Consider the following 19,212-nt stretch of genomic DNA (forward strand, 5'->3'; position numbering starts at 1 on the left):
TTCCCGGCTTACTTCTCCTCAGCAGTCTCGGCCGCAGTGGAACCAGACTTTTCCTGTTCCTTCTTCTTTTCCGGCTTGTAGTCTACGCCGGTCTCCTTGCGCTGTGCAGCAGGGATTGCCGCAGGGGCGTCGGTAAGCGGATCCACGCCGCCGCCGGACTTCGGGAACGCAATGACGTCGCGGATGGAGTCGAAGCCGCCCAACAGGGAGACGATGCGGTCCCAGCCGAAGGCGATGCCGCCGTGTGGTGGGGCGCCGTACTGGAAAGCATCGAGCAGGAAGCCGAACTTCTCCTGAGCCTCCTCGTCACCGATTCCCATAACGTCGAAGACGCGCTTCTGCACGTCCTGCTGGTGGATACGGATGGAGCCGCCGCCGATCTCATTGCCGTTGCAGACAATGTCATAGGCGTATGCCAGCGCCTCGCCCGGGTTCTGGTCAAAGTTGTCCAGGTACTCCGGCTTAGGAGAGGTAAAGGCGTGGTGAACCGCGGTCCACTTGGAGTGCCCCAGTGCGACGTCGCCAGAAGCGGTCGCATCAGCGGAAGGCTCAAAGAGCGGAGCATCTACAACCCAGGTAAAGGCCCAGTCGCCTTCCTTGATAAGGTCCAGCTTCTTTGCAATCTCGCCACGTGCAGCGCCCAGGAGGGCACGGGAAGACTTGGTGTCACCAGCGGCAAAGAAGATGGCGTCGCCCGGCTTGGCGCCGACGTGCTCTGCAATGCCCTCGCGCTCGGCGTCGGTAATGTTCTTAGCTACCGGACCGCCCAAGGTGCCGTCCTCACCCACGGTGATGTAGGCCAGGCCCTTGGCGCCACGCTGCTTAGCCCAGTCCTGCCAAGCATCGAACTGACGGCGCGGCTGGGAGGCGCCGCCCTCCATGACCACTGCGCCGACGTATTCGTTCTGGAAGACGCGGAAAGTGGTGTCCTTGAAGAACTCGGTGCACTCTACAATCTTGATGTCGAAGCGCAGGTCCGGCTTATCGGAACCGTAGTACTTCATCGCATCGGCGTAGGTCATGCGCGGGATCGGAGTCTTAATCTCGTAGCCAATGAGCTTCCACAGCTCAGTGACAATCTCTTCCGCCAAGGCGATGACATCGTCCTGGTCTACGAAGGACATCTCCACGTCCAGCTGGGTAAACTCCGGCTGGCGGTCAGCGCGGAAGTCCTCATCGCGGTAGCAACGCGCGATCTGGTAGTAGCGCTCCATGCCGGAGACCATGAGCAGCTGCTTGAAAAGCTGCGGGGACTGTGGCAGTGCATACCAGGTGCCCGGCTTCAAACGTGCTGGAACCAGGAAGTCGCGTGCACCCTCCGGGGTGGAACGGGTCAGGGTTGGAGTCTCGATTTCAGCAAAGTCATGCGAATCCAGCACCTTGCGGGCCGCGCGGTTGGCTGCAGAACGCAGGCGCAGCGCCTGTGCCTGGCGCTCGCGACGCAGGTCCAGGTAGCGGTACTTCAGGCGAGTCTCCTCGCCTACCTCACCCGAGGTGGAAGGATCATCAATTTGGAACGGCAGCGCTGCGGACTTATTCAAAACCTCAAGATCCGCGACATTGACCTCAATTTCACCGGACGGCAGGTTGGGGTTTTCTGAGCCTTCTGGGCGAGGCTCCACGGTACCGGTGACCTTAACGCAGTATTCGGAACGCAGGTCGTGGGCGCGCTCCGCCACGTCAGATTCACGGAAGACAACCTGGGCGATGCCGGAGCGATCGCGCAGGTCAATGAAGATCACACCACCGTGATCGCGGCGGCGGGAAACCCAACCGGTTAGGGTGACGGTCTCTCCTGCGAGTTCTTTGCGGAGCTCACCTGCTAAGTGGGTACGCAGCACTGTTGTTCAATCCCTTCTGAAAATTGTGTCACTTGCGGGTCCCGCCACGCGTAAACAGCGCGCGCCAAACCAAGCACAAGACTAGGAACGCGCACAATTCTACATCCCTACCGGTACGCGGAGCGCAGTTAGGTGGACGCAAGCTAACCCTGAAGGCCGCAGAAGAACCCCCGTTTCCCTCCTTCGGCTTCTTTGCAACAATCTCCATCCAGTGTATGAGGGGACCATGTGGCACTATTTAGGCATGACTTTTAGATCAGGTGCCGATTTCGGCGGCAAAGAAGCGCGTTCGGGTGGTGGTGGCGGTGGTATCGCCATTGGCGGTGGCGTCGGCTCGATTGTTCTAGTAGGCCTTTTCCTCCTCTTGGGCGGCAATCCCTCAGACTTGGGCTCAATTCTGGGCAGCGAGCAGACCCAATCCGACGGCGCTGCACAAGGCGAAAGCCCCGAATGCGAAACTGCAGAAGATGGCAACACCAAGGATGAATGCCTCGTTGAGTTCACCGGTCGCAGCGTAGACAACGTCTGGTCCAAGGTCTTGCCGGAACAGGCCGATATCCAATACACCGAGCCGGAGCGCGTGGTCTTCCACGGCGGCGTTAATACCGGTTGCGGCGCGGCCTCTTCTTCTACCGGCCCCTTCTACTGCCCGCGCGATGAGTCCGCCTATTTCGACACCGCGTTCTTTGATTCCCTGCGCAACTTCGGCGCGGAAAATGCCCCCTTGGCCCGCATGTACATCGTGGCGCACGAGTTCGGCCACCACATTCAAAACCTTGAGGGCACCCTCGGCCTGTCGGACTATGACGACCCAGGCGCCGATTCCAACGCGGTGAAGATCGAGCTCCAGGCTGACTGCTACGCAGGCCTGTGGGCTTCCTACGCCGACAAGGGCGATAACCCCTTGCTCGAGCCGATTACTAAGGAACAGGTCTCAGACGCTGTCGCGGCTGCCCAGGCGGTGGGCGATGACAATATCCAGCGCCGCTCCGGCGGCCAGGTCCAGCCTGATTCCTGGACGCACGGTTCCTCCGAACAGCGTGAGAAGGCATTCCTCGCCGGATATAACTCTGGCAAGATGTCCCAGTGCGACACCCTGGAGCGCGGCGCCTACCGCGGCTAAAACTCTCAACGTGGCCGTCGCCGAGAGCGGCGGCCATTATGTTCACAAATAGCCACATTGCTTTCACGAACTCCACATCTTGAGTTCACTTTCCTGACACCTAGGGCCTTTAGTCTGAGTGTGCATTCTCTACATAAGAATTTCCTTTGAGAATCCTCTTAACCACGCTGAGAAGCGCGGTCATCCCTCTCGTGCACGCTTTTCCTGAAAGGTTCTTCCTGTGTCTACCCCTACCACCCACATGACGGACATTGAGGCCGTCAATGGCAAGGGCAACGACTGGATTTGGCACGCCATCTTTGGCGGCCTCACAGCCGTTACCCTCATCGGTTTTATGATCTGGGGCCACGACTACGTCGATGGCTCTAAACCTATTCTGCTTGGCACTGCCATTCTCTTCGCTCTCTTCATGGCCTTCAATATTGGCGGCAATGACGTTGCCAACTCCTTCGGCACCTCCGTAGGTGCCGGGACGCTGTCCATGAAGCAGGCCCTCGTCGTCGCCGCCATCTTCGAGGTCTCCGGCGCCATCCTCGCCGGCGGCGAGGTCACCGATACCGTGCGTTCTGGCATCGTCGACCTTGACGCCATCGATGGGCTCGACCCCATGGAGTTCGTCTACATCATGATGTCGTCCCTTTTGGGTGCGGCCATCTGGCTCCTCGTTGCCACCCGTATGGGTTGGCCAGTGTCTACCACCCACTCCATCGTCGGCGGCATCGTCGGCGCCGCGCTCACCGTTGGCTTCATCACCGGCAAGGGTGGCTTGGACATGGTGCAGTGGGGCGGGATTGGCACTATTGCCATCTCGTGGGTGCTCTCCCCTGTTCTCGGCGGTCTCGCTGCGTTCATCCTGTTCAAGTGGATTAAGACCTCCATCTTGGTCTACAACGAGGAAGCAGACCAGAAGCTGCGTGAAATCAAGACCCGTCGTGCGGAGCTGCGCCAAGAGCACAAGTCTCGCTTTGCTCGCCTCAATGAGATCCAGCAGATTAGCTACACCAACGCCATGGCCCGGGACGCCGCCTTGGTGGCGGAAGAGGACTTCGATCCGGATCAGCTGGAATCTGAGTATTACCGCGATCTGTATAACCTCAACAAGGACATGGATGATGTCAAGGCTCACCGCGCCCTGGAGAGCTGGGTACCGGTACTAGCCGCCATTGGTGCCATCATCATTTCCGCCATGGTGATGTTCAAGGGTCTCAAGCACACCGGACTCGATTTCAGCGTTCTTCAGAACCTCTTGGTCATGGGCATGGTCGGCGCCGTGGTGTGGATGGCCGTCTTCATTTTCGCTCGCTCCCTGAAGAAGAAGTCGCTGGCTAAGTCCACCTTCCTTCTCTTTTCTTGGATGCAGGTCTTTACCGCTTCCGCCTTCGCCTTCTCCCACGGTTCCAACGACATTGCCAATGCCATTGGCCCCTTCGCTGCGGTTATTGACGTCCTCAAGACCGACCAAGTAAGCGATGAAGCTTCCGTGCCCGTTGCCGTCATGATTGCCATGGGCGTCGCCCTGATTTCTGGTTTGTGGTTCATCGGTCGCTTCGTGATTCAGACCGTGGGCTCGGGCCTAACCCAAATGCACCCCTCCTCCGGCTTCGCTGCTGAGCTTGCCGCCGCCGGTGTGGTGATGGGTTCATCGATCTTGGGCCTTCCGGTTTCTTCCACCCACATCCTCATCGGCGCCGTACTGGGCGTGGGCATTGTCAACAAGGCAGCCAATTGGAACCTGATGAAGCCCATCGCTTTGGCGTGGGTCATCACCCTGCCCGCCGCGGCAGTCATCGCCGCCATTACCGTGTCTGTGCTGCGCGTAGTCTTCTAGGGATAGCTCAGCGCCGCATATCCTCAGCACCCCCATTTCATCCGCTAGCCACACCGGCCATTGTGCCGGGGCTAGCGGATTGTCCATTAGGTAGCTTGGACAAACGCCCTGCTTGGCGACGCCCCCTTCTCTACACTGGCCCATATGACCGCGCACCGAGCTACTGCATTCCTGGCCGCATTCAACGACATAGAACAACACTTGCGCTCGGCTCTCAACGCTGAGAACTCCGATTCCTTCTGGTGGATAGTAGACAGGGCACGAGACAAGCACGTGCTTTCTAGTAAGCAAGCCGAGGCACTAAAAGAGTTTTCCAACCTACGCAATGCAATTGCCCACGGGCGCTACTACAAATCAGAGCCCATCGCTGAACCGCACGAGGCAGTGGTTAAGCAGATTTCAGCTCTCCGAGACATAGTGGTGTCCCCTCCCGACACACTCCAGGTTTTGCAGCCACAAAAGGTATTTACCTTGACGTCTGCCACATCAATCATGGAGGCATTTAGCGTCATAAAGGATAAGGACTTCTCCCAAATCCCCATCTACGATGAGGGCCGATTCACCGCTTTGCTAACCACCAACACTATTGCGCGATGGGTAGCCAGAGACCTCAGCGATAATCACGAGATCGATGCCGCGGACATCGCGGACATTGTGGAATACAAAGAACCCAGTGATCGCGCTATCTTTCTGGCCCGCACAGTAAGTGTGCAGGAAACGGTGGACGCCCTTTCAGAAACCGATAGCCAAGGGCATCGCCCTTGCGCCGCGGTCATCACGGAACACGGCAAGGTCAATGAGAAGCCCCTGCGCCTAGTTGCACCGGCCGATCTACCGGCACTTTTTGATGCCCTAGAATGGGAATAATTCTCCCGCAGTCGGCTTTCCCGCAGTCGGCACTGCGTCTATCTTTACTCCTGTGCACCGCATAGAAAGGCAACCATGCAATTCGGCATCTTCACTATCGGGGATTTAACTACAGACCCCATCTCAGGAAAGACACCCAATGAGGCTGAGCGCATCCGCAATTTGACGGAGATTGCGTTGAAAGCCGAAAAGGTTGGCCTTGACGTCTTTGCCACCGGCGAACACCACAACCCGCCCTTCGTTCCGTCCTCTCCTACAACGCACTTGGCGTATATCGCCGCGCAGACGGAGCGCTTGCAGCTATCTACTGCGACCACGCTCATTACTACCAATGACCCGGTGAAGATCGCAGAGGACTATGCCTTTCTGCAGCACCTTGCTGACGGCCGCGTAGACCTCATGCTCGGCCGCGGAAATACCGGCCCGGTCTATCCCTGGTTTGGCAAAGACATCCAGCAGGGTATTCCTTTGGCGATTGAGAACTACCACTTGCTGCGCAGGCTCTGGCGTGAGCCGGTTGTTAACTGGCAAGGAAAGTTCCGTGCGGGTTTGGAAGGATTTACCGCTACTCCGGCACCACTAGATGGAATTCCGCCCTTTGTCTGGCACGGCTCCATTCGTTCGCCGCAAATCGCAGAACAAGCCGCGTACTACGGCGATGGCTTCTTCCACAACAATATCTTCTGGAATAAGGAGCACACCGCCCAGTTGGTGGACCTCTACCGCCGTCGCTTTGAAAGCTATGGCCACGGCCAAGCGGACCAAGCAATCGTGGGACTTGGCGGCCAAGTCTTCATTGGCGAAACCGAACAAGAAGCCAAAGACTTCTTCCGCCCCTACTTCGACAACGCCCCAGTCTATGGCCACGGGCCAAGCCTCGAGGATTTCACGGCGCAGACTCCATTGACAGTCGGCACCGTGGAACAGGTAATCGAAAAGACCCTCAGCTTTGCAGAATGGGCCGGTGACTACCAGCGCCAGCTATTCCTCATCGATCACGCGGGACTTCCACAAGAAGTAGTTCTCCAACAGATAGAAATCCTAGGCACGCAGGTTGTCCCCGAGCTGCAACGCCGCTTTGAGCAGCGCCGTCCGAGCCACGTGCCTTCTGACCCGCCGACGCACGCAAGCTTGCTCTCTGAGCCGAATCCTTCGCACCTTCAGGTCAGCCCAGGAAAGGAAAACTAGTTATGCGCTCCCTCCTCGTTGTCTCAGCTGGCCTTTCGCAGCCGTCTTCCTCTCGCAGGTTGGCGGACATGCTCGCAGAAGCCACCCGCGCCAAAATCTCCGCGCGCGGTGAAGGAGCCGAAATCGATGTCATTGAGGTCCGCGATCTCGCTTTCGAACTAGCTACCGCCATGACCGATCAGACTGCGCAAACACCCCTTTTGGCTCGAGCCAAGCAGCAAGTTGCCGATGCCGATGGACTCATCGCCGTCACCCCTGTATTCCAAGGCAGCTATTCGGGCCTTTTCAAGATGTTCTTTGACACCTTGGAACCCCATGCCCTCGACAACCTACCCACCATCATCGCAGCGACGGCAGGGTCTTCGCGCCATGCCCTCATTTTGGACTACGCGCTCCGCCCGCTATTTAACCAACTGCACGCAAACATCGTGCCGACGGGTGTTTTTCAGGCCGCAGAAGACCTAGGCACTCCGGAGGGAGAGCGCATTGCCTCCCGCATTGAGCGCTCTGCCATCCAGCTGGCTGACCAGATCGTTACCCCGCGGGACCGGGTACCAGGAATTGCCGGCGATCTCACTGGGTTGGGAGGCCGCTCCACCGTACGGCTAGCAAAGGAGAACTTCATCCCCCTCGACAAGCTCCTGAATGGGTACGGCAAATAAGCCACAACGCGAGCAGCGCTACGCATAGACAGCGATTGATAGAAGGTGTGACTTTCGCTACCCTGGTCACATAAAATCTGCCTCTCCCCTTTGGGTCCAGCTTGACCCCAATAACGGCACAGCAAGCACCCTATAGCTATCCCTCCAGAAAGGTTCGGCACAGCTTAACTATGACAATTAGCGTCACGGACATCTTCTCCATCGGCATTGGCCCTTCCTCTTCGCACACCGTCGGGCCCATGCGCGCGGCTAAGCAATTCCTCGATTCCCTCGAGAAGCACCCAGCCAAGGTCTATACGGAGTTGCGCGGCTCGCTTTCCGCCACTGGCCGTGGCCACGCTTCCGATCGCGCCGTAATCCTTGGGCTCGCTGGCTGGGATCCGCTGAGCGTGCCTGTCGACGCCGAGCCTCACGCGGGCGGCTTTATCCCTAGCGAGGGAACCATTTCTGGTCCCCGGGGCACGGTGGACTATGAGATCGTTTTTGATAATGAACCGCTGCCCCAGCACCCGAATGGCATGATTTTTAGCGCCTGGGATGACAGCGGAAACCTGCTCGCAGAAAAGGAAGAGTACTTTTCTGTCGGCGGCGGCTTTATCCTCTCCCGCGCCGAGCTCGATGCAGAAGTCGCCGAAAGCCATGAGGTTCCCGCCGGCGTAGCCGCAGCCCAGGTAGATGACTCCGTTCCCTATGAGTTCACCACGGGCGAAGAACTGCTCAACCTCTGCGAAGCTCATGACAAAGCAATTTGGGAGCTCGTCCTTGCCAACGAGGAGGCCTTGCACCGCGATGAAGGCGGCGCGGAATACGTTCTGCGCCACCTTGATTTGGTCTGGGACATCATGCGTGAGTGTGTGACTGAGGGTATTTCCACCAAGGGCCTTCTTCCAGGTGGCCTGCGTGTGGCACGCCGTGCCCCGAAGATGTATGCCCAGTTGCTAGAAAACCAGGACGATACCAGCTGCGGTTTCTCCGCCATGGAGTGGGTTAACCTGTACGCCCTAGCGGTTAATGAGCAAAACGCTGCCGGTGGCCGCGTCATTACTGCACCTACCAACGGCGCATGCGGCATCATTCCAGCAGTACTGCATTATGCGCGCGATTTCCGCGCAGATTTCACCCGTTCGACTGCCCGTCGGTACCTATTGACCGCCGGTGCCATCGGCATGATTATCAAGGAAAACGCGTCCATCTCCGGAGCTGAGGTGGGCTGCCAAGGCGAGGTGGGTTCCGCCTCCGCTATGGCCGCCGCAGGCATGGCAGAGCTGCTGGGAGCAGCCCCGGCGCAGGTGGAAAACGCCGCTGAGATTGCTTTAGAGCATAATTTGGGCCTTACCTGCGACCCAGTGGGCGGATTGGTGCAGATTCCGTGCATCGAGCGCAATGCCATTGGCGCGGTAAAGTCCATCAACGCCGCGCGCATGGCCAAAATGGGAGAAGGCACTCACCACGTGACCTTGGATAATGCGGTACAAACCATGGCTGAAACCGGCCGCGATATGCTCTCCAAGTATAAGGAGACCTCCCTGGGCGGATTGGCCAAGACCATGGGCTTTAGCGTTTCGCAGGTGGAGTGTTAAAAAGGACTGCATGCGCGCAGATGCTCTTCACCGCCGCACCGCCATTATCGCTGCGGCATGCCAGCTCTTTCGTACCCACGGCGATGATGTCGCTTTGGAAAAGGTGGCTACGCAGGCTGGCGTAAGTGTGGCTACGGTCTATCGCAATTTCCCCAACCGTGCGAGCCTTATCCGCGCGTGCGCGGAATATATGGGTGATGGCTTTGCCGAGTTTCAACAGCGCCTCATCGCGGACTTTGAGAACTCCACCCATTCTGGGCAAGACTACGTCCGGACCTACGCCACTCATATCCTGACCATGGGACTGAACACCCTTATTCCAGCGTTCGTCCCGCAGGATTTGGACTCTCTGAGCCCCGAGCTGACTGCCCAGCGCGATCTCCTAGAGCGCAACGGCCGACGGTTTATTGAGCTGGGCCAAGAGCAAGGCGAGATTGGCCCCGGCGTCACCCACCTCGAATTCATTGTGGGACTGTTGAGCCTGGCACGACCCCGCGAGGTTGATATCGATGCCTACCAGCCGGATATTCAAGAAAAGATCATTGACCTCTTTCTGGCGGGCATAAAAAGTGGGCACCGCGCCTAAGCGCAATGCCCACCGGCTAAAGGAAATTTAGGCCTCGCCGTTCATTTCCCGAGCAAGTACGGACACTAGGTCAGAAACCTTTACGTCGTGCTGCTCATGGGCGGCAAGGTCCTTGAGCGCAACCGTACCATTTTCTAGCTCCTGCTCGCCCAAGACCAGCGCGAAGCGTGCACCGGCGCGGTCGGCACCCTTCATCGCGCCCTTCAGGCCGCGGTCTCCAAAGGACATATCCGCAGAGATTCCAGCCTTGCGGAGGTCATTGATCAGGGTGGTCATGGTGCGCTTGGCGGCAGCACCCAGTGCAACGCCAAAGACATCCACGCGCGACTCAACGCCGTCGAGGGTGATGCCCTCAGCCTCTAGCGCTAGCAGGGCGCGGTCGACGCCCAGACCGTAGCCGATACCAGATAGGTCTTGACCGCCCAGCTGGGCCATCAGCCCGTCGTAGCGGCCACCGCCACCAATGCCGGACTGCGCACCAAGTCCGTCATGGACGAACTCGAAGCAGGTCTTGGTGTAGTAGTCCAAGCCGCGGACCATACGGGGATTAATCTCGTAGGCTACGCCCATATCATCCAGCATGCCGGTGACCGTTTCGAAGTGCTCGCGGCATTCGTCATTGAGGTGGTCGAGCATCAAGGGGGCGTCGGCAAGCTGCTCTTGGACCTCTGGGCGCTTGTCATCCAGCACGCGCAAAGGGTTGATCTCTGCACGGTGCCGGGTCTCTTCATCCAAGTCGAGCTTAAAGAGGAATTTCTGCAGCTTCTCGCGGTAAGCCGGGCGGCAGTTGCGATCGCCCAGGCTGGTGAGCTCGAGGCGGAAGCCGCTTAGCCCCAGCGCGCGGAAGGAACGATCCGCCAAAGCGATGACCTCGGCGTCAAGCGCAGGATCGTCTACGCCAATGGCTTCTACACCAACCTGCTGTAGCTGGCGGTAGCGGCCAGCCTGGGGGCGCTCATAGCGGAAGAAGGGGCCAAAATAGTTGAGCTTCACGGGCAGCTGGCCGCGGTCTAGGTTGTGCTCGATGACCGAGCGCATCACGCCAGCGGTGCCCTCCGGGCGCAAAGTAACGGAGCGGTCGCCGCGATCGGCAAAGGTGTACATCTCCTTAGACACCACGTCGGTGGACTCGCCCACGCCACGGGCGAAAAGCGCGGTGTCTTCGAAAATGGGCAGCTCAATGTGCTGGAAGCCGGACAGATGTGCCTGCTCCACCATGGTCTGGCGCACCTTATAGAATGCGGCCGACTGTGGCGGGAAATAGTCTGGGACACCTTTGGGGGCGGACAGGGCTTGGAACTGCTTCTTTTTACTCACGGGTATTACAGTACCTCCCTCAATGTTGCGAAGAAGGGATTGGTCGCCCTCTCCTTGCGCATCGTGGTGGTGGGACCGTGACCGGGCAGAATGTCAAGGTTATCGGGCAGACTCCACACTGGGCCGGCAAGAGATTTTTGCATGGCATTGGGGTCCGAGTGAGGTAAGTCGGTGCGTCCAATGGCCCCGGCGAAGAGCACGTCCCCTGTTAAAGCAAAGTCCTCGGAGACAATCATCACGCATCCCGGCGAATGCCCGGGCGCGTGTTTGAGAGCAAAGGTATGACCGATAAGCTCCAGGGTTTCGCCATCGCGTAGCTCGCGGAGGTCGGAGATGGGGGTCATATGGGCGGCGTCGAAAAGCTCTTGCGCCTGGGGCGAAACACCTTCACCGCTGTCAAGCATGAACTTGTCAGCCGGGTGGATATAAACAGGGATGTCGAGCTCTTCTGCCAAAGATCCGGCATCCCGAGTGTGGTCAATATGGCCGTGGGTGAGCACGATAGCCTCATAGTCCAAGTCATGCTCGAGGACTTTTTCCATCGCATCCATGCCCGGGTCCACTATGAAGGCGCGGCGGCCTTCCGCAATCACATAGGTATTGGTCTGAAACGGACCGGCAGTAAAACCGTAGATTTCCATACCCACTACCCTAGCTGCCCGAAACAAAAAAGAGCCGGCCTCCCCCATTTTCATGATGAGTAGAGGCCGACAGCGCCGAACGGCTTAACGCAAAATATCCCAGACCTCGTCATAATCAAGCTCGGTAACCACACCTGGAACCATTTGAGTGTGGATGACCTTGTGGTTTTCATCAGCCACCACCACGGAGCGGGCAAGCAAGCCTTCCAAGACGGAATCGCGCACAGTCACGCCGAACTTCTCACCAAAGTCAGAGCGAAATGCGGAGGCAGCGATGACATCATCAATGCCGTCAGCCGCGCAAAAGCGCTTGAGGGTAAAGGGCAAATCGAGAGAAACGGAGAGAAGCTTAGTGTTATCTAGCTGCGAAACCTGCTCATGAAAACGGCGCAGCTGCTCCTGACAGGCAGGGGTTTCAATAGAGGGCAAGATGGAAATAATAAGGCGCGTGCCCGCAAAGGTCTCATTAGTAATCTGACGCAGGTCGGTACCGATGAGTTCAAATTCGGGCAGCGGGTCTCCCACTGCGGGAAGTTCACCAACGGTGGGCGTTGGCGGATCGGTAAAATCTGGTTCAACCATAGAAACCAGCGTACTTATGATTGGGCTTAAAAGCTATTAACTTGACCTATTTTCATGCCAACGCTCTCGCGAGAGTATGGAACCGCTAGACTCGGTCAGGTTGAATCATGCCACCGATAATCGCTAGAAAGGTTGACTCCCGGTGCCAAATAATCAAAAGCGCGGCGAAGAGGCGCTGAGCAAGCTCGAGCGCGAGCTGAAATCCCGTGAACGCAAACAAAAGGCACGCCCCCTAGGCGTTGTTGCCGCCTCCCTCGTAGTAATTCTCGCCCTCGTCGGCGGCATCTACTTCTTGTCCACCCGCGAAGGCGACGATGAAAACGTACAGGCTGAAGAGTCTTCCACAGCTGAGACCTCGCAGGAAACCCCACAGGCGCAGCCCATCGCTGACAAGCGCGCCAAGGCCCTGCCGGATACCGTGACCTGTAAGTACGAAGACAACGGTCAAGAGTCCAACGGCGCGAAGAAGCCAAAGGGCAAGGATATTTCCACCAAGGGCACCGTCACCGTTTCCTTTGAAACCAACCAGGGCACCATTGAGATGGAAATGGACCGCGCCAAGGCGCCGTGTACCACCAACGCTATTTCTGAGCTAGCCAAGTCGGGCTACTACGACGACACCGTCTGCCACCGTATGACCTCAGGCGGGCTCAACGTGCTGCAGTGCGGCGACCCCACCGGTTCCGGTTCCGGCGGACCTGGCTTCAGCTTTGGTGATGAGTACCCCACCGACGAGGTGGATGAGAAGGACGCACAGAACCCCGTTGTCTACCCGCGCGGCTCCGTGGCCATGGCCAACAGCGGCCCGGACACCAATGGTTCCCAGTTCTTCCTCAATTACGACGATTCCGAGCTAGCCCCGAACTACACCTACTTCGCCACCATCACCGACAAGGGCATGAAGACGATGGACAAGATTGCTAAGAACGGTGTCGAAGGCGGCCAGCCAGACGGCAAGCCGGCAAAGGAAGTCAAGATTAAGAAGGCAACCGTCAAGGCTTAAGCGGCAGAAAAGCCCTGCTTGGCGACGGCTCCCTGTAACCCACCGCACCACACCCCCTAACGGGGGCGGGTACAAGGCCCCGGCCATTCACCACACTTTCCGTGGACGAATGCGCCGGGGCTTATCCTTTCCTTAAATTAAGCTGAGCTCGACTATGGGGTTTAAGCTGCAGAAACACGAGAACACCGAAACTCCCCCAGATCACAAGAATCACAGTAGTAAACACGCAGCACACAGCGGACTTTCAGCTAGTTCATCCGATGAACAAAAACCTGCCAATACTGTTGCGGAAGGCTGTCAGCCTGTCTAGTATTTGAATCGTCTTTGAACATCCCAAGCTTGTTAGGAATCAAAAAATGAAGCTTTTCTCCCGCAAGGCACTCGTTGCTGGCGCAACCGCTCTGTCCATGACCTTCGCTGGCACCACCGTGGCTACCGCTGCTGAGTCGACCACCCAGTCCACCACTGCTAAGCCGACCACCACCAAGCCAGCTGAGCCGGCTGAGCAGGGCTCCTCCCTCAAGGATGCTGACCCTCAGGAGATCAAGGCTTGGATCGGCGTCTTCACCGCCGTTATCGGCGCTCTGGGCACCCTGTTCGCTTTCGCTGACAAGTACTTCGACCTGCCTTTCGGCAACAAGTAAGGTCACCGCTTCATAGCGATTCTTAAGCCGCTGCTTCCCTTAGTGGAAAGCAGCGGCTTTTTCGCGTGCTTTGGGGCAAAGGGAGCGCAGGGATGGTCTTTGCGTTCCTTGCCAAGCTCTGGCGTGTGCCCTAAGCGTCTTTAGCGTCTTCGATGTACTCGGACCCCACGAGGTCTTTGAAAAGCTCCGGGTCGATGGCTTGACCGACCTTGATGACGGAGACATGGCCTGTAGGCTCAAGGATCATTATCTGTACGTCTTCCATGCGGCTAATGCCGGCTCTACGGGCCGCCGAGTAGATATCCGACTCCGTAATGTGTGCGAGCGCCAAGTTATCTTCAACCATCTCGCCACTAAAGACTAAGAGGATGGGACGACGGTCTAGAAAGCGCGTCCACTTCACTACCTTGCGAATGGTACCGAAGGCTGCTTCGAGCGCCATCAGCGTGGTCAGGCCGATGACGCCGGCGGCAAGGGTCGGTGGATTGCCCACGATGACGCGGCCTGCGACCGCGCCAAACATGATAATGATGATGGCATCTGAGGCCGTCATGGACGTAAGCACACGAGAGCCAAATAGCTTCACCAGCACCATGAAGGATAGGTAGATACCCAAAGTCGCCAGCACGACAACGGGGATACGGTGCCATTCAATACCCAGTTGATAGGTAATCTCGCGCAGAAAGAGTTCTAGAGTATCCACGACTGCTTAGGTTACCTGGCAGCCACGAGACATACAGAAAAGGCGGAGCGTCACTCCCCCGTTCAGGAAGAGCCGCTCCGCCTAGTGCTGTGCTGTCTTAGATGTGGAACTGCTTGCGCAGGTCCTCAATCATCTTGCGAGCTGGGGCAGGAAGAATCTGCGGGTTCATGCCCACAACCGCAACGCCAGCTACCAGCGCTGCAACGATGGCGAATACTGCGCCGCCCACGGAAGAGCCGTTGGAGGACAAGGAAGAGCCCTTTGGCGCAGGCTTAGCTCCCGGCTCTTCGGAGCCCTCGCCGCTTACCTCGAGTGGCAAAGTTGCCTTAGTGCCGGCGTCGGTGGTGATTTCCAGGTTCTGGGTACCGCTCAGGTTCTCCGGAACGGTGAGCTTTACCGTTGCGCGACCGCGCTCACCAAATTGCGCATCGCCTTCTTGCGCAGCGTTGTCGATATCGACGGTCTGCTCAGCGTCGCCTAACTTGACGGTTGCCTTCTTGGCCATCGGCTCACCGTCGGTGGAGTAATTGAGGCTGGACAGGTTCACCGTGATTTCCTCGCCCGGCTTCACGTCCCCCTCGATGTTGGCGCCAATCTGGCCCTGGCCCGTGCGGACCTCCGATTCACCCGACTTGATGTAGTCGATCATGGCCTGAGTGTCCATGTAGCCCACATCGTTCTTGTCCTTGATGGAACCAGCGTTGAAGTAGCCGTCGCCGCCTGCTTCTTCATCACTGGAAGCAAGGAAGGAAGACAGCGCAATGGAGTAATCCTTCTTCGGATCGATTTGCTCGCCGTTGATGGTCACAGACTGTACGCGCTCGCCCTTGTCGGCCTTCTGGTCGTAGACTACTTGGACGTTATTGGAAAGCCCCATGGCCAGGCGTGGTCGGCTTCCCTCCTGCCACTGGTTTTCCAAAGCCTGGATGAACTCTTCACCGGAAATCTTGGCGGTAATCACGGAGTTGCCAAAAGGCTGTACTTCAAAGATGTCCTTGTAGGTTACGTCTCCGCCCTTCAGGTCAGCGCGCACGCCGCCGGCGTTCATAACACCGATCTCAATGTCTTCGCCCACCTGCTTGCTCATGGCATAGCGCTGGCCATCCGCAATGAAATTGTTGAGGGTGGATTCCACGCCGCGGTTGGAGCCAGGTTCTGCGCCTTCATCAGAGCCACGGAACAGGTCTTGCTGCACCTTGCCGGCGGTCTTAGAGCCTTCCACCTCGGCTTCCTTCTGCGCCTTCTCAACGATGGACGCAATCTCGGCGTCCGGATCAACAGTGGCAGCATCCGTAGCGTCGTACTGGCTGAGCTTGATGTCGGTTACCTTCTTGGCGGACTTGTCAAAGGTGATGTCGACGTCGTTAAGCAGCTTGCCATACTCATGACCCTGCGCCCACTGCAGTGGAAGGGCACCTTCGCGGGGGATTTCGCCCTTGGTGCGCTGGTGGGTATCGCCGCCGAAGAGCACGTCTACGTCCTTGTTGAATCCCTGGGCATACTCCTGGGCGTCCTCATGGAAAAGCGCGACGACGACGTCCGCCTCGCCGGATTCCTTCAGGCGGGTGGCCTCATCGTTGGTGGCCTTTACTGGATCCGTGAAGGTAACACCTGGGATCTTTGCGGCGGATACCTTGTACTTGGTGTTCTCCGTTACGGTTCCGACATAGCCCACCTTGACGCCGTCCACCTCTTCAACGTGAGAAGGCTTGAGCAAGGGTTGGCCATCCTTAAGCACGTTTGCACCCAGGATGGGGTACGTGGAGTTCGGCTGAATACGCTCGGTGAGATCTTCGGTTCCCTTATCAAACTCGTGGTTGCCTACTGCAGAAACCTTCATGCCCATCTGGTTGAGAGCCTCGAGGGTGTACTTGTCATCAGAAATTGCAGATACGAAGGCGGAACCGCCCACGTTATCGCCCGAGGAGGTCAGGTTGAATTCCTGACCTTCATTCACCTGCTTGATAAGGGTCTGCAGGCGAGCTACGCCGATTTCATCGCCAGCCTTTGCTGGGTCACCAATCTTGTCCTCCAAGTGACCGTGAATATCGGTGATATTGGTGACGGAGATGGTGGTTTTGTTTTCCTGTGCTACCGCCTGCGCGCCGGAGAGAGCAACGGCGGAAACAGTAGTGGCGGCCACAAGCTGGCCGATGCGACGGAACTGCATTGAAGTACTCCTAGATAGTGGAAAGCGACAGGATAATTTATATCGCTTTGCTAACTACTTGGCAGGAGAACTTAAGCCTGCTTGCTGGCGCTTTACCTTGCAGCAGTCAAGAATTCACGCACAGGTAACCTCCCCGATGCCTTTGCGTTGCTTGCCCCGCCCCTCCTTGAGGGTGAGGAAAGCGCCCTAGGCGGTTACGCGGTAGACGTCGAAGACGCCTTCGGTATTGCGCAGTGTGGTCATCAAGGTGCCCAATTGCTTGGTATCCGACACGGAGAATGTGAACCGTACCGTCGCGATATGGTCATCGCCGCGATTAGAGTTCATGGTCAAAACGTTGATGTTCTGATCGCTCATTACCCGAGTGAGCTCCGAGAGGAGGCCCTGACGGTCGAGGGCTTCCAATTGCAGCGTCGCAGAGAAAGCGCCCGTTGCCGAGGTAGCAGAAGACCAGGCCACCTCCAACATGCGCTCTGGTTCCGCCTTGAGCTTTTCCGCGTTAGTGCAGTCGGCTCGGTGCACGGAGACTCCCCCGCCGCGGGTAACGAAGCCGAAAATGGCATCGCCCGGCACGGGCTGGCAGCACTTGGCGAGCTTTGCCATCACATCGGGGCTGCCTTCCACCAAGATGCCCGTGCCCGATGCCGAGTCTTCGGTGTGTTGGGCGCGGGAGTGCTCAATCTCAGACAGTGGCGTGCGTGAGGCCAGGGTGTCGATGGCATCGTCTTGGTCGCCGAACATGGCAACCAATTGGTTGGCCACGTGTTGAGGAGATACGTGGCCCGCGCCGATGGCGGTATACAGCGAATCGACGTCGGTATAGTGCAGCTGCTCCGCTACCTGCTTCATGGAGCTGGCAGTAAACAGGCGGTGCATAGGCAGGCCGCCGCGCTGGACCTCGGTAGCCAGGGCATCGCGGCCGGCTTCCAAGTGTTCTTCGCGGCGTTCCTTAGCAAACCACTGCCGCACCTTTGTCTTGGCTCGAGCAGACACGAGGAAGTCTTGCCAATCGCGGGACGGACCGGCGTTGGGATCCTTTGAGGTAAAGATTTCCACCTTGTCGCCGGACTTTAGCTTCGATTCGAGCGCGACGAGCTTGCCATTGACCTTGGCACCAATACACCTATGCCCCACCTCAGTATGTACTGCGTAGGCAAAATCCACCGGTGTAGAACCGGCAGGAAGGTTTACCACATCGCCCTTCGGGGTAAAGGCGAAGATTTGCTTGGCGGTCAGGTCGTAGCGCAGCGAGTCGAGGAACTCATTGGGATCGGCGGCTTCCTTCTGCCAGTCCAGAAGTTGGCGCATCCAAGCCATCTGGTCCACTTCTTCTTGGTGGCCCGAGTTCTTGCCCTTGGTTTCTTTGTAGCGCCAGTGAGCAGCCACACCGAATTCGGCGTTGTAGTGCATCTCGTGGGTACGTACCTGGACTTCCAAGGTAGCGCCGCCATTTGCCAGCACCGTGGTGTGCAGCGACTGATACACGCCGAATCGCGGCGAGGAAATATAGTCCTTGAAGCGCCCCGGCAATGCCTGGTAGATCGAATGCACCACACCAATAGCGGCATAACAGCTATTGACGTCCTCGACCAAGATGCGGATTCCTACGAGGTCAAAGATCTCCGCGAAGTCACGGCCACGTACGATCATCTTTTGATAGATGGACCAGTAGTGCTTTGGACGGCCCATGACCTCGGCTTCAATGCCGTTTTCCTTCAGCGCCCCACTGACCTGGCTAATGATCTCCTTCAGCGCGCGGTCGCGGGAGGGGGCACGATCTGCCACCATGCGCACGATCTCGTCGTACTTCTTTGGATACAAGATGGCAAAGGACAGGTCTTCCAGCTCCCACTTCACACTGGCCATGCCGAGGCGGTGAGCTAGCGGAGCAATCACCTCGAGGGTCTGCCGCGCCTTTTTAGCCTGCTTTTCGGGCGGGAGGAACCGCATCGTACGCATATTGTGCAGGCGGTCGCTGACCTTAATGACCAGGACTCGGGGGTCGGTGGCCATGGCGACAATCATCTTACGAATGGTCTCCGCCTCTGCGGCCGAGCCCAGTGCCACCTTGTCCAGCTTGGTCACGCCATCGACCAAGCGAGCTACCTCAGGACCGAAATCCCGAGTGAGGTCCTCTAGCGAGTAGTCCGTATCCTCCACGGTATCGTGCAGCAGCGCTGCCACGATGGTGGTGGTGTCCATACCGATCTCTGCCGCGATCGTCGCCACGGCGAGCGGGTGGGTGATATACGGTTCACCGGATTTGCGAAAGACACCCTCATGGAGCCGCTCCGCGGTGTCATAGGCGCGATTGAGCAGATCAGCATCGGCCTTGGGGTGAAACTTGCGGTGGATGGACATCAACGGGTCCAGCACCGGATTTACCTTCACTCGGCCGCCGGTAAGCGAACGAGCTAGGCGAGCCGACATGCTGCGCATTCCGCCGCCGGACTGGCGCTTTACGGGTTTGTCCATGG

General features: G+C 58.0%; 16 protein-coding genes. 9 read left to right on the forward strand and 7 right to left on the reverse strand.

Annotation, left to right across the window (positions count from 1 at the left end; translation table 11 throughout):
* Positions 1-8 precede the first annotated feature (8 nt).
* Positions 9-1,841 (reverse strand): aspartate--tRNA ligase, encoded by a 1,833-nt coding sequence (aspS, locus tag CORTU0001_RS06915; protein ID WP_005328495.1) that lies wholly within the window; start codon positions 1,839-1,841, stop codon positions 9-11.
* A gap of 244 nt (positions 1,842-2,085) precedes the next feature.
* Between aspS and ypfJ the strand changes: the two genes are divergently transcribed.
* The 7 genes from ypfJ (at position 2,086) to CORTU0001_RS06950 (ending at position 9,675) form a co-directional block, all read left to right on the forward strand.
* Positions 2,086-2,964, forward strand: coding sequence for a KPN_02809 family neutral zinc metallopeptidase (gene ypfJ, locus CORTU0001_RS06920; RefSeq protein ID WP_005328496.1), 879 nt, complete (start codon positions 2,086-2,088; stop codon positions 2,962-2,964).
* 241 nt (positions 2,965-3,205) lie between these two features.
* Positions 3,206-4,792: an inorganic phosphate transporter gene (locus tag CORTU0001_RS06925; RefSeq protein WP_100067819.1), complete on the forward strand. Its 1,587-nt coding sequence runs from the start codon at positions 3,206-3,208 to the stop codon at positions 4,790-4,792.
* A gap of 144 nt (positions 4,793-4,936) precedes the next feature.
* Positions 4,937-5,659 carry a CBS domain-containing protein gene (locus CORTU0001_RS06930; RefSeq protein ID WP_005328498.1) on the forward strand — a complete coding sequence of 241 codons (723 nt, stop codon included), beginning with the start codon at positions 4,937-4,939 and terminating at the stop codon, positions 5,657-5,659.
* A 75-nt stretch (positions 5,660-5,734) separates the two neighbouring features.
* Positions 5,735-6,847, forward strand: a complete 1,113-nt coding sequence (locus CORTU0001_RS06935; RefSeq protein ID WP_005328499.1) for an LLM class flavin-dependent oxidoreductase — start codon at positions 5,735-5,737, stop codon at positions 6,845-6,847.
* A gap of 2 nt (positions 6,848-6,849) precedes the next feature.
* The gene (locus CORTU0001_RS06940) at positions 6,850-7,509 is read left to right on the forward strand and encodes an FMN reductase (RefSeq protein ID WP_005328501.1); all 660 of its coding nucleotides are present in this window, start codon (positions 6,850-6,852) and stop codon (positions 7,507-7,509) included.
* A 170-nt stretch (positions 7,510-7,679) separates the two neighbouring features.
* The gene (locus tag CORTU0001_RS06945; protein WP_005328502.1) at positions 7,680-9,089 is read left to right on the forward strand and encodes an L-serine ammonia-lyase; all 1,410 of its coding nucleotides are present in this window, start codon (positions 7,680-7,682) and stop codon (positions 9,087-9,089) included.
* A 10-nt stretch (positions 9,090-9,099) separates the two neighbouring features.
* Positions 9,100-9,675, forward strand: coding sequence for a TetR/AcrR family transcriptional regulator (locus tag CORTU0001_RS06950; RefSeq protein ID WP_005328503.1), 576 nt, complete (start codon positions 9,100-9,102; stop codon positions 9,673-9,675).
* 27 nt (positions 9,676-9,702) lie between these two features.
* Here the strand turns inward: CORTU0001_RS06950 and hisS are convergent, their stop codons facing one another.
* The 3 genes from hisS to tpx form a co-directional block, all read right to left on the reverse strand.
* The gene (gene hisS / locus CORTU0001_RS06955; RefSeq protein WP_005328504.1) at positions 9,703-10,992 is read right to left on the reverse strand and encodes a histidine--tRNA ligase; all 1,290 of its coding nucleotides are present in this window, start codon (positions 10,990-10,992) and stop codon (positions 9,703-9,705) included.
* A gap of 5 nt (positions 10,993-10,997) precedes the next feature.
* The gene (locus tag CORTU0001_RS06960; protein ID WP_005328505.1) at positions 10,998-11,633 is read right to left on the reverse strand and encodes an MBL fold metallo-hydrolase; all 636 of its coding nucleotides are present in this window, start codon (positions 11,631-11,633) and stop codon (positions 10,998-11,000) included.
* A gap of 84 nt (positions 11,634-11,717) precedes the next feature.
* Positions 11,718-12,215 carry a thiol peroxidase gene (gene tpx, locus CORTU0001_RS06965; RefSeq protein WP_005324967.1) on the reverse strand — a complete coding sequence of 166 codons (498 nt, stop codon included), beginning with the start codon at positions 12,213-12,215 and terminating at the stop codon, positions 11,718-11,720.
* Positions 12,216-12,357: 142 nt separating this feature from the next.
* Between tpx and CORTU0001_RS06970 the strand changes: the two genes are divergently transcribed.
* Entirely contained in the window at positions 12,358-13,218 is an 861-nt protein-coding gene (locus CORTU0001_RS06970) for a peptidylprolyl isomerase (protein ID WP_005324968.1), read from the forward strand.
* Between the two features lie 356 nt (positions 13,219-13,574).
* Entirely contained in the window at positions 13,575-13,862 is a 288-nt protein-coding gene (locus CORTU0001_RS06975; RefSeq protein ID WP_005328506.1) for a hypothetical protein, read from the forward strand.
* Between the two features lie 130 nt (positions 13,863-13,992).
* Here CORTU0001_RS06975 and CORTU0001_RS06980 read toward each other — a convergent pair whose 3' ends face one another.
* From CORTU0001_RS06980 to CORTU0001_RS06990, 3 genes are all read right to left on the reverse strand, one after another.
* Positions 13,993-14,565 (reverse strand): DUF421 domain-containing protein, encoded by a 573-nt coding sequence (locus tag CORTU0001_RS06980; protein ID WP_005328507.1) that lies wholly within the window; start codon positions 14,563-14,565, stop codon positions 13,993-13,995.
* Positions 14,566-14,662: 97 nt separating this feature from the next.
* Positions 14,663-16,735 (reverse strand): bifunctional metallophosphatase/5'-nucleotidase, encoded by a 2,073-nt coding sequence (locus CORTU0001_RS06985; protein WP_005328508.1) that lies wholly within the window; start codon positions 16,733-16,735, stop codon positions 14,663-14,665.
* Between the two features lie 186 nt (positions 16,736-16,921).
* Positions 16,922-19,210: a RelA/SpoT family protein gene (locus CORTU0001_RS06990; RefSeq protein ID WP_005328509.1), complete on the reverse strand. Its 2,289-nt coding sequence runs from the start codon at positions 19,208-19,210 to the stop codon at positions 16,922-16,924.
* Positions 19,211-19,212: the final 2 nt, after the last annotated feature.

Origin of the sequence: Corynebacterium tuberculostearicum SK141, assembly GCF_000175635.1 — a bacterium.
GTDB classification, from domain to species: Bacteria; Actinomycetota; Actinomycetes; order Mycobacteriales; family Mycobacteriaceae; genus Corynebacterium; species Corynebacterium tuberculostearicum_C.

What these genes read in the sequence shown, in the direction of transcription:
- ypfJ (WP_005328496.1), top strand. Translation starts at nt 2,086, where the DNA reads ATGACTTTTAGATCAGGTGCCGATTTCGGCGGCAAAGAAGCGCGTTCG.
- CORTU0001_RS06925 (WP_100067819.1), top strand. Translation starts at nt 3,206, where the DNA reads ATGACGGACATTGAGGCCGTCAATGGCAAGGGCAACGACTGGATTTGG.
- CORTU0001_RS06930 (WP_005328498.1), top strand. Translation starts at nt 4,937, where the DNA reads ATGACCGCGCACCGAGCTACTGCATTCCTGGCCGCATTCAACGACATA.
- CORTU0001_RS06935 (WP_005328499.1), top strand. Translation starts at nt 5,735, where the DNA reads ATGCAATTCGGCATCTTCACTATCGGGGATTTAACTACAGACCCCATC.
- CORTU0001_RS06940 (WP_005328501.1), top strand. Translation starts at nt 6,850, where the DNA reads ATGCGCTCCCTCCTCGTTGTCTCAGCTGGCCTTTCGCAGCCGTCTTCC.
- CORTU0001_RS06945 (WP_005328502.1), top strand. Translation starts at nt 7,680, where the DNA reads ATGACAATTAGCGTCACGGACATCTTCTCCATCGGCATTGGCCCTTCC.
- CORTU0001_RS06950 (WP_005328503.1), top strand. Translation starts at nt 9,100, where the DNA reads ATGCGCGCAGATGCTCTTCACCGCCGCACCGCCATTATCGCTGCGGCA.
- CORTU0001_RS06960 (WP_005328505.1), bottom strand. Translation starts at nt 11,633, where the DNA reads ATGGAAATCTACGGTTTTACTGCCGGTCCGTTTCAGACCAATACCTAT.
- tpx (WP_005324967.1), bottom strand. Translation starts at nt 12,215, where the DNA reads ATGGTTGAACCAGATTTTACCGATCCGCCAACGCCCACCGTTGGTGAA.
- CORTU0001_RS06975 (WP_005328506.1), top strand. Translation starts at nt 13,575, where the DNA reads ATGAAGCTTTTCTCCCGCAAGGCACTCGTTGCTGGCGCAACCGCTCTG.
- CORTU0001_RS06985 (WP_005328508.1), bottom strand. Translation starts at nt 16,735, where the DNA reads ATGCAGTTCCGTCGCATCGGCCAGCTTGTGGCCGCCACTACTGTTTCC.
- CORTU0001_RS06990 (WP_005328509.1), bottom strand. Translation starts at nt 19,210, where the DNA reads ATGGACAAACCCGTAAAGCGCCAGTCCGGCGGCGGAATGCGCAGCATG.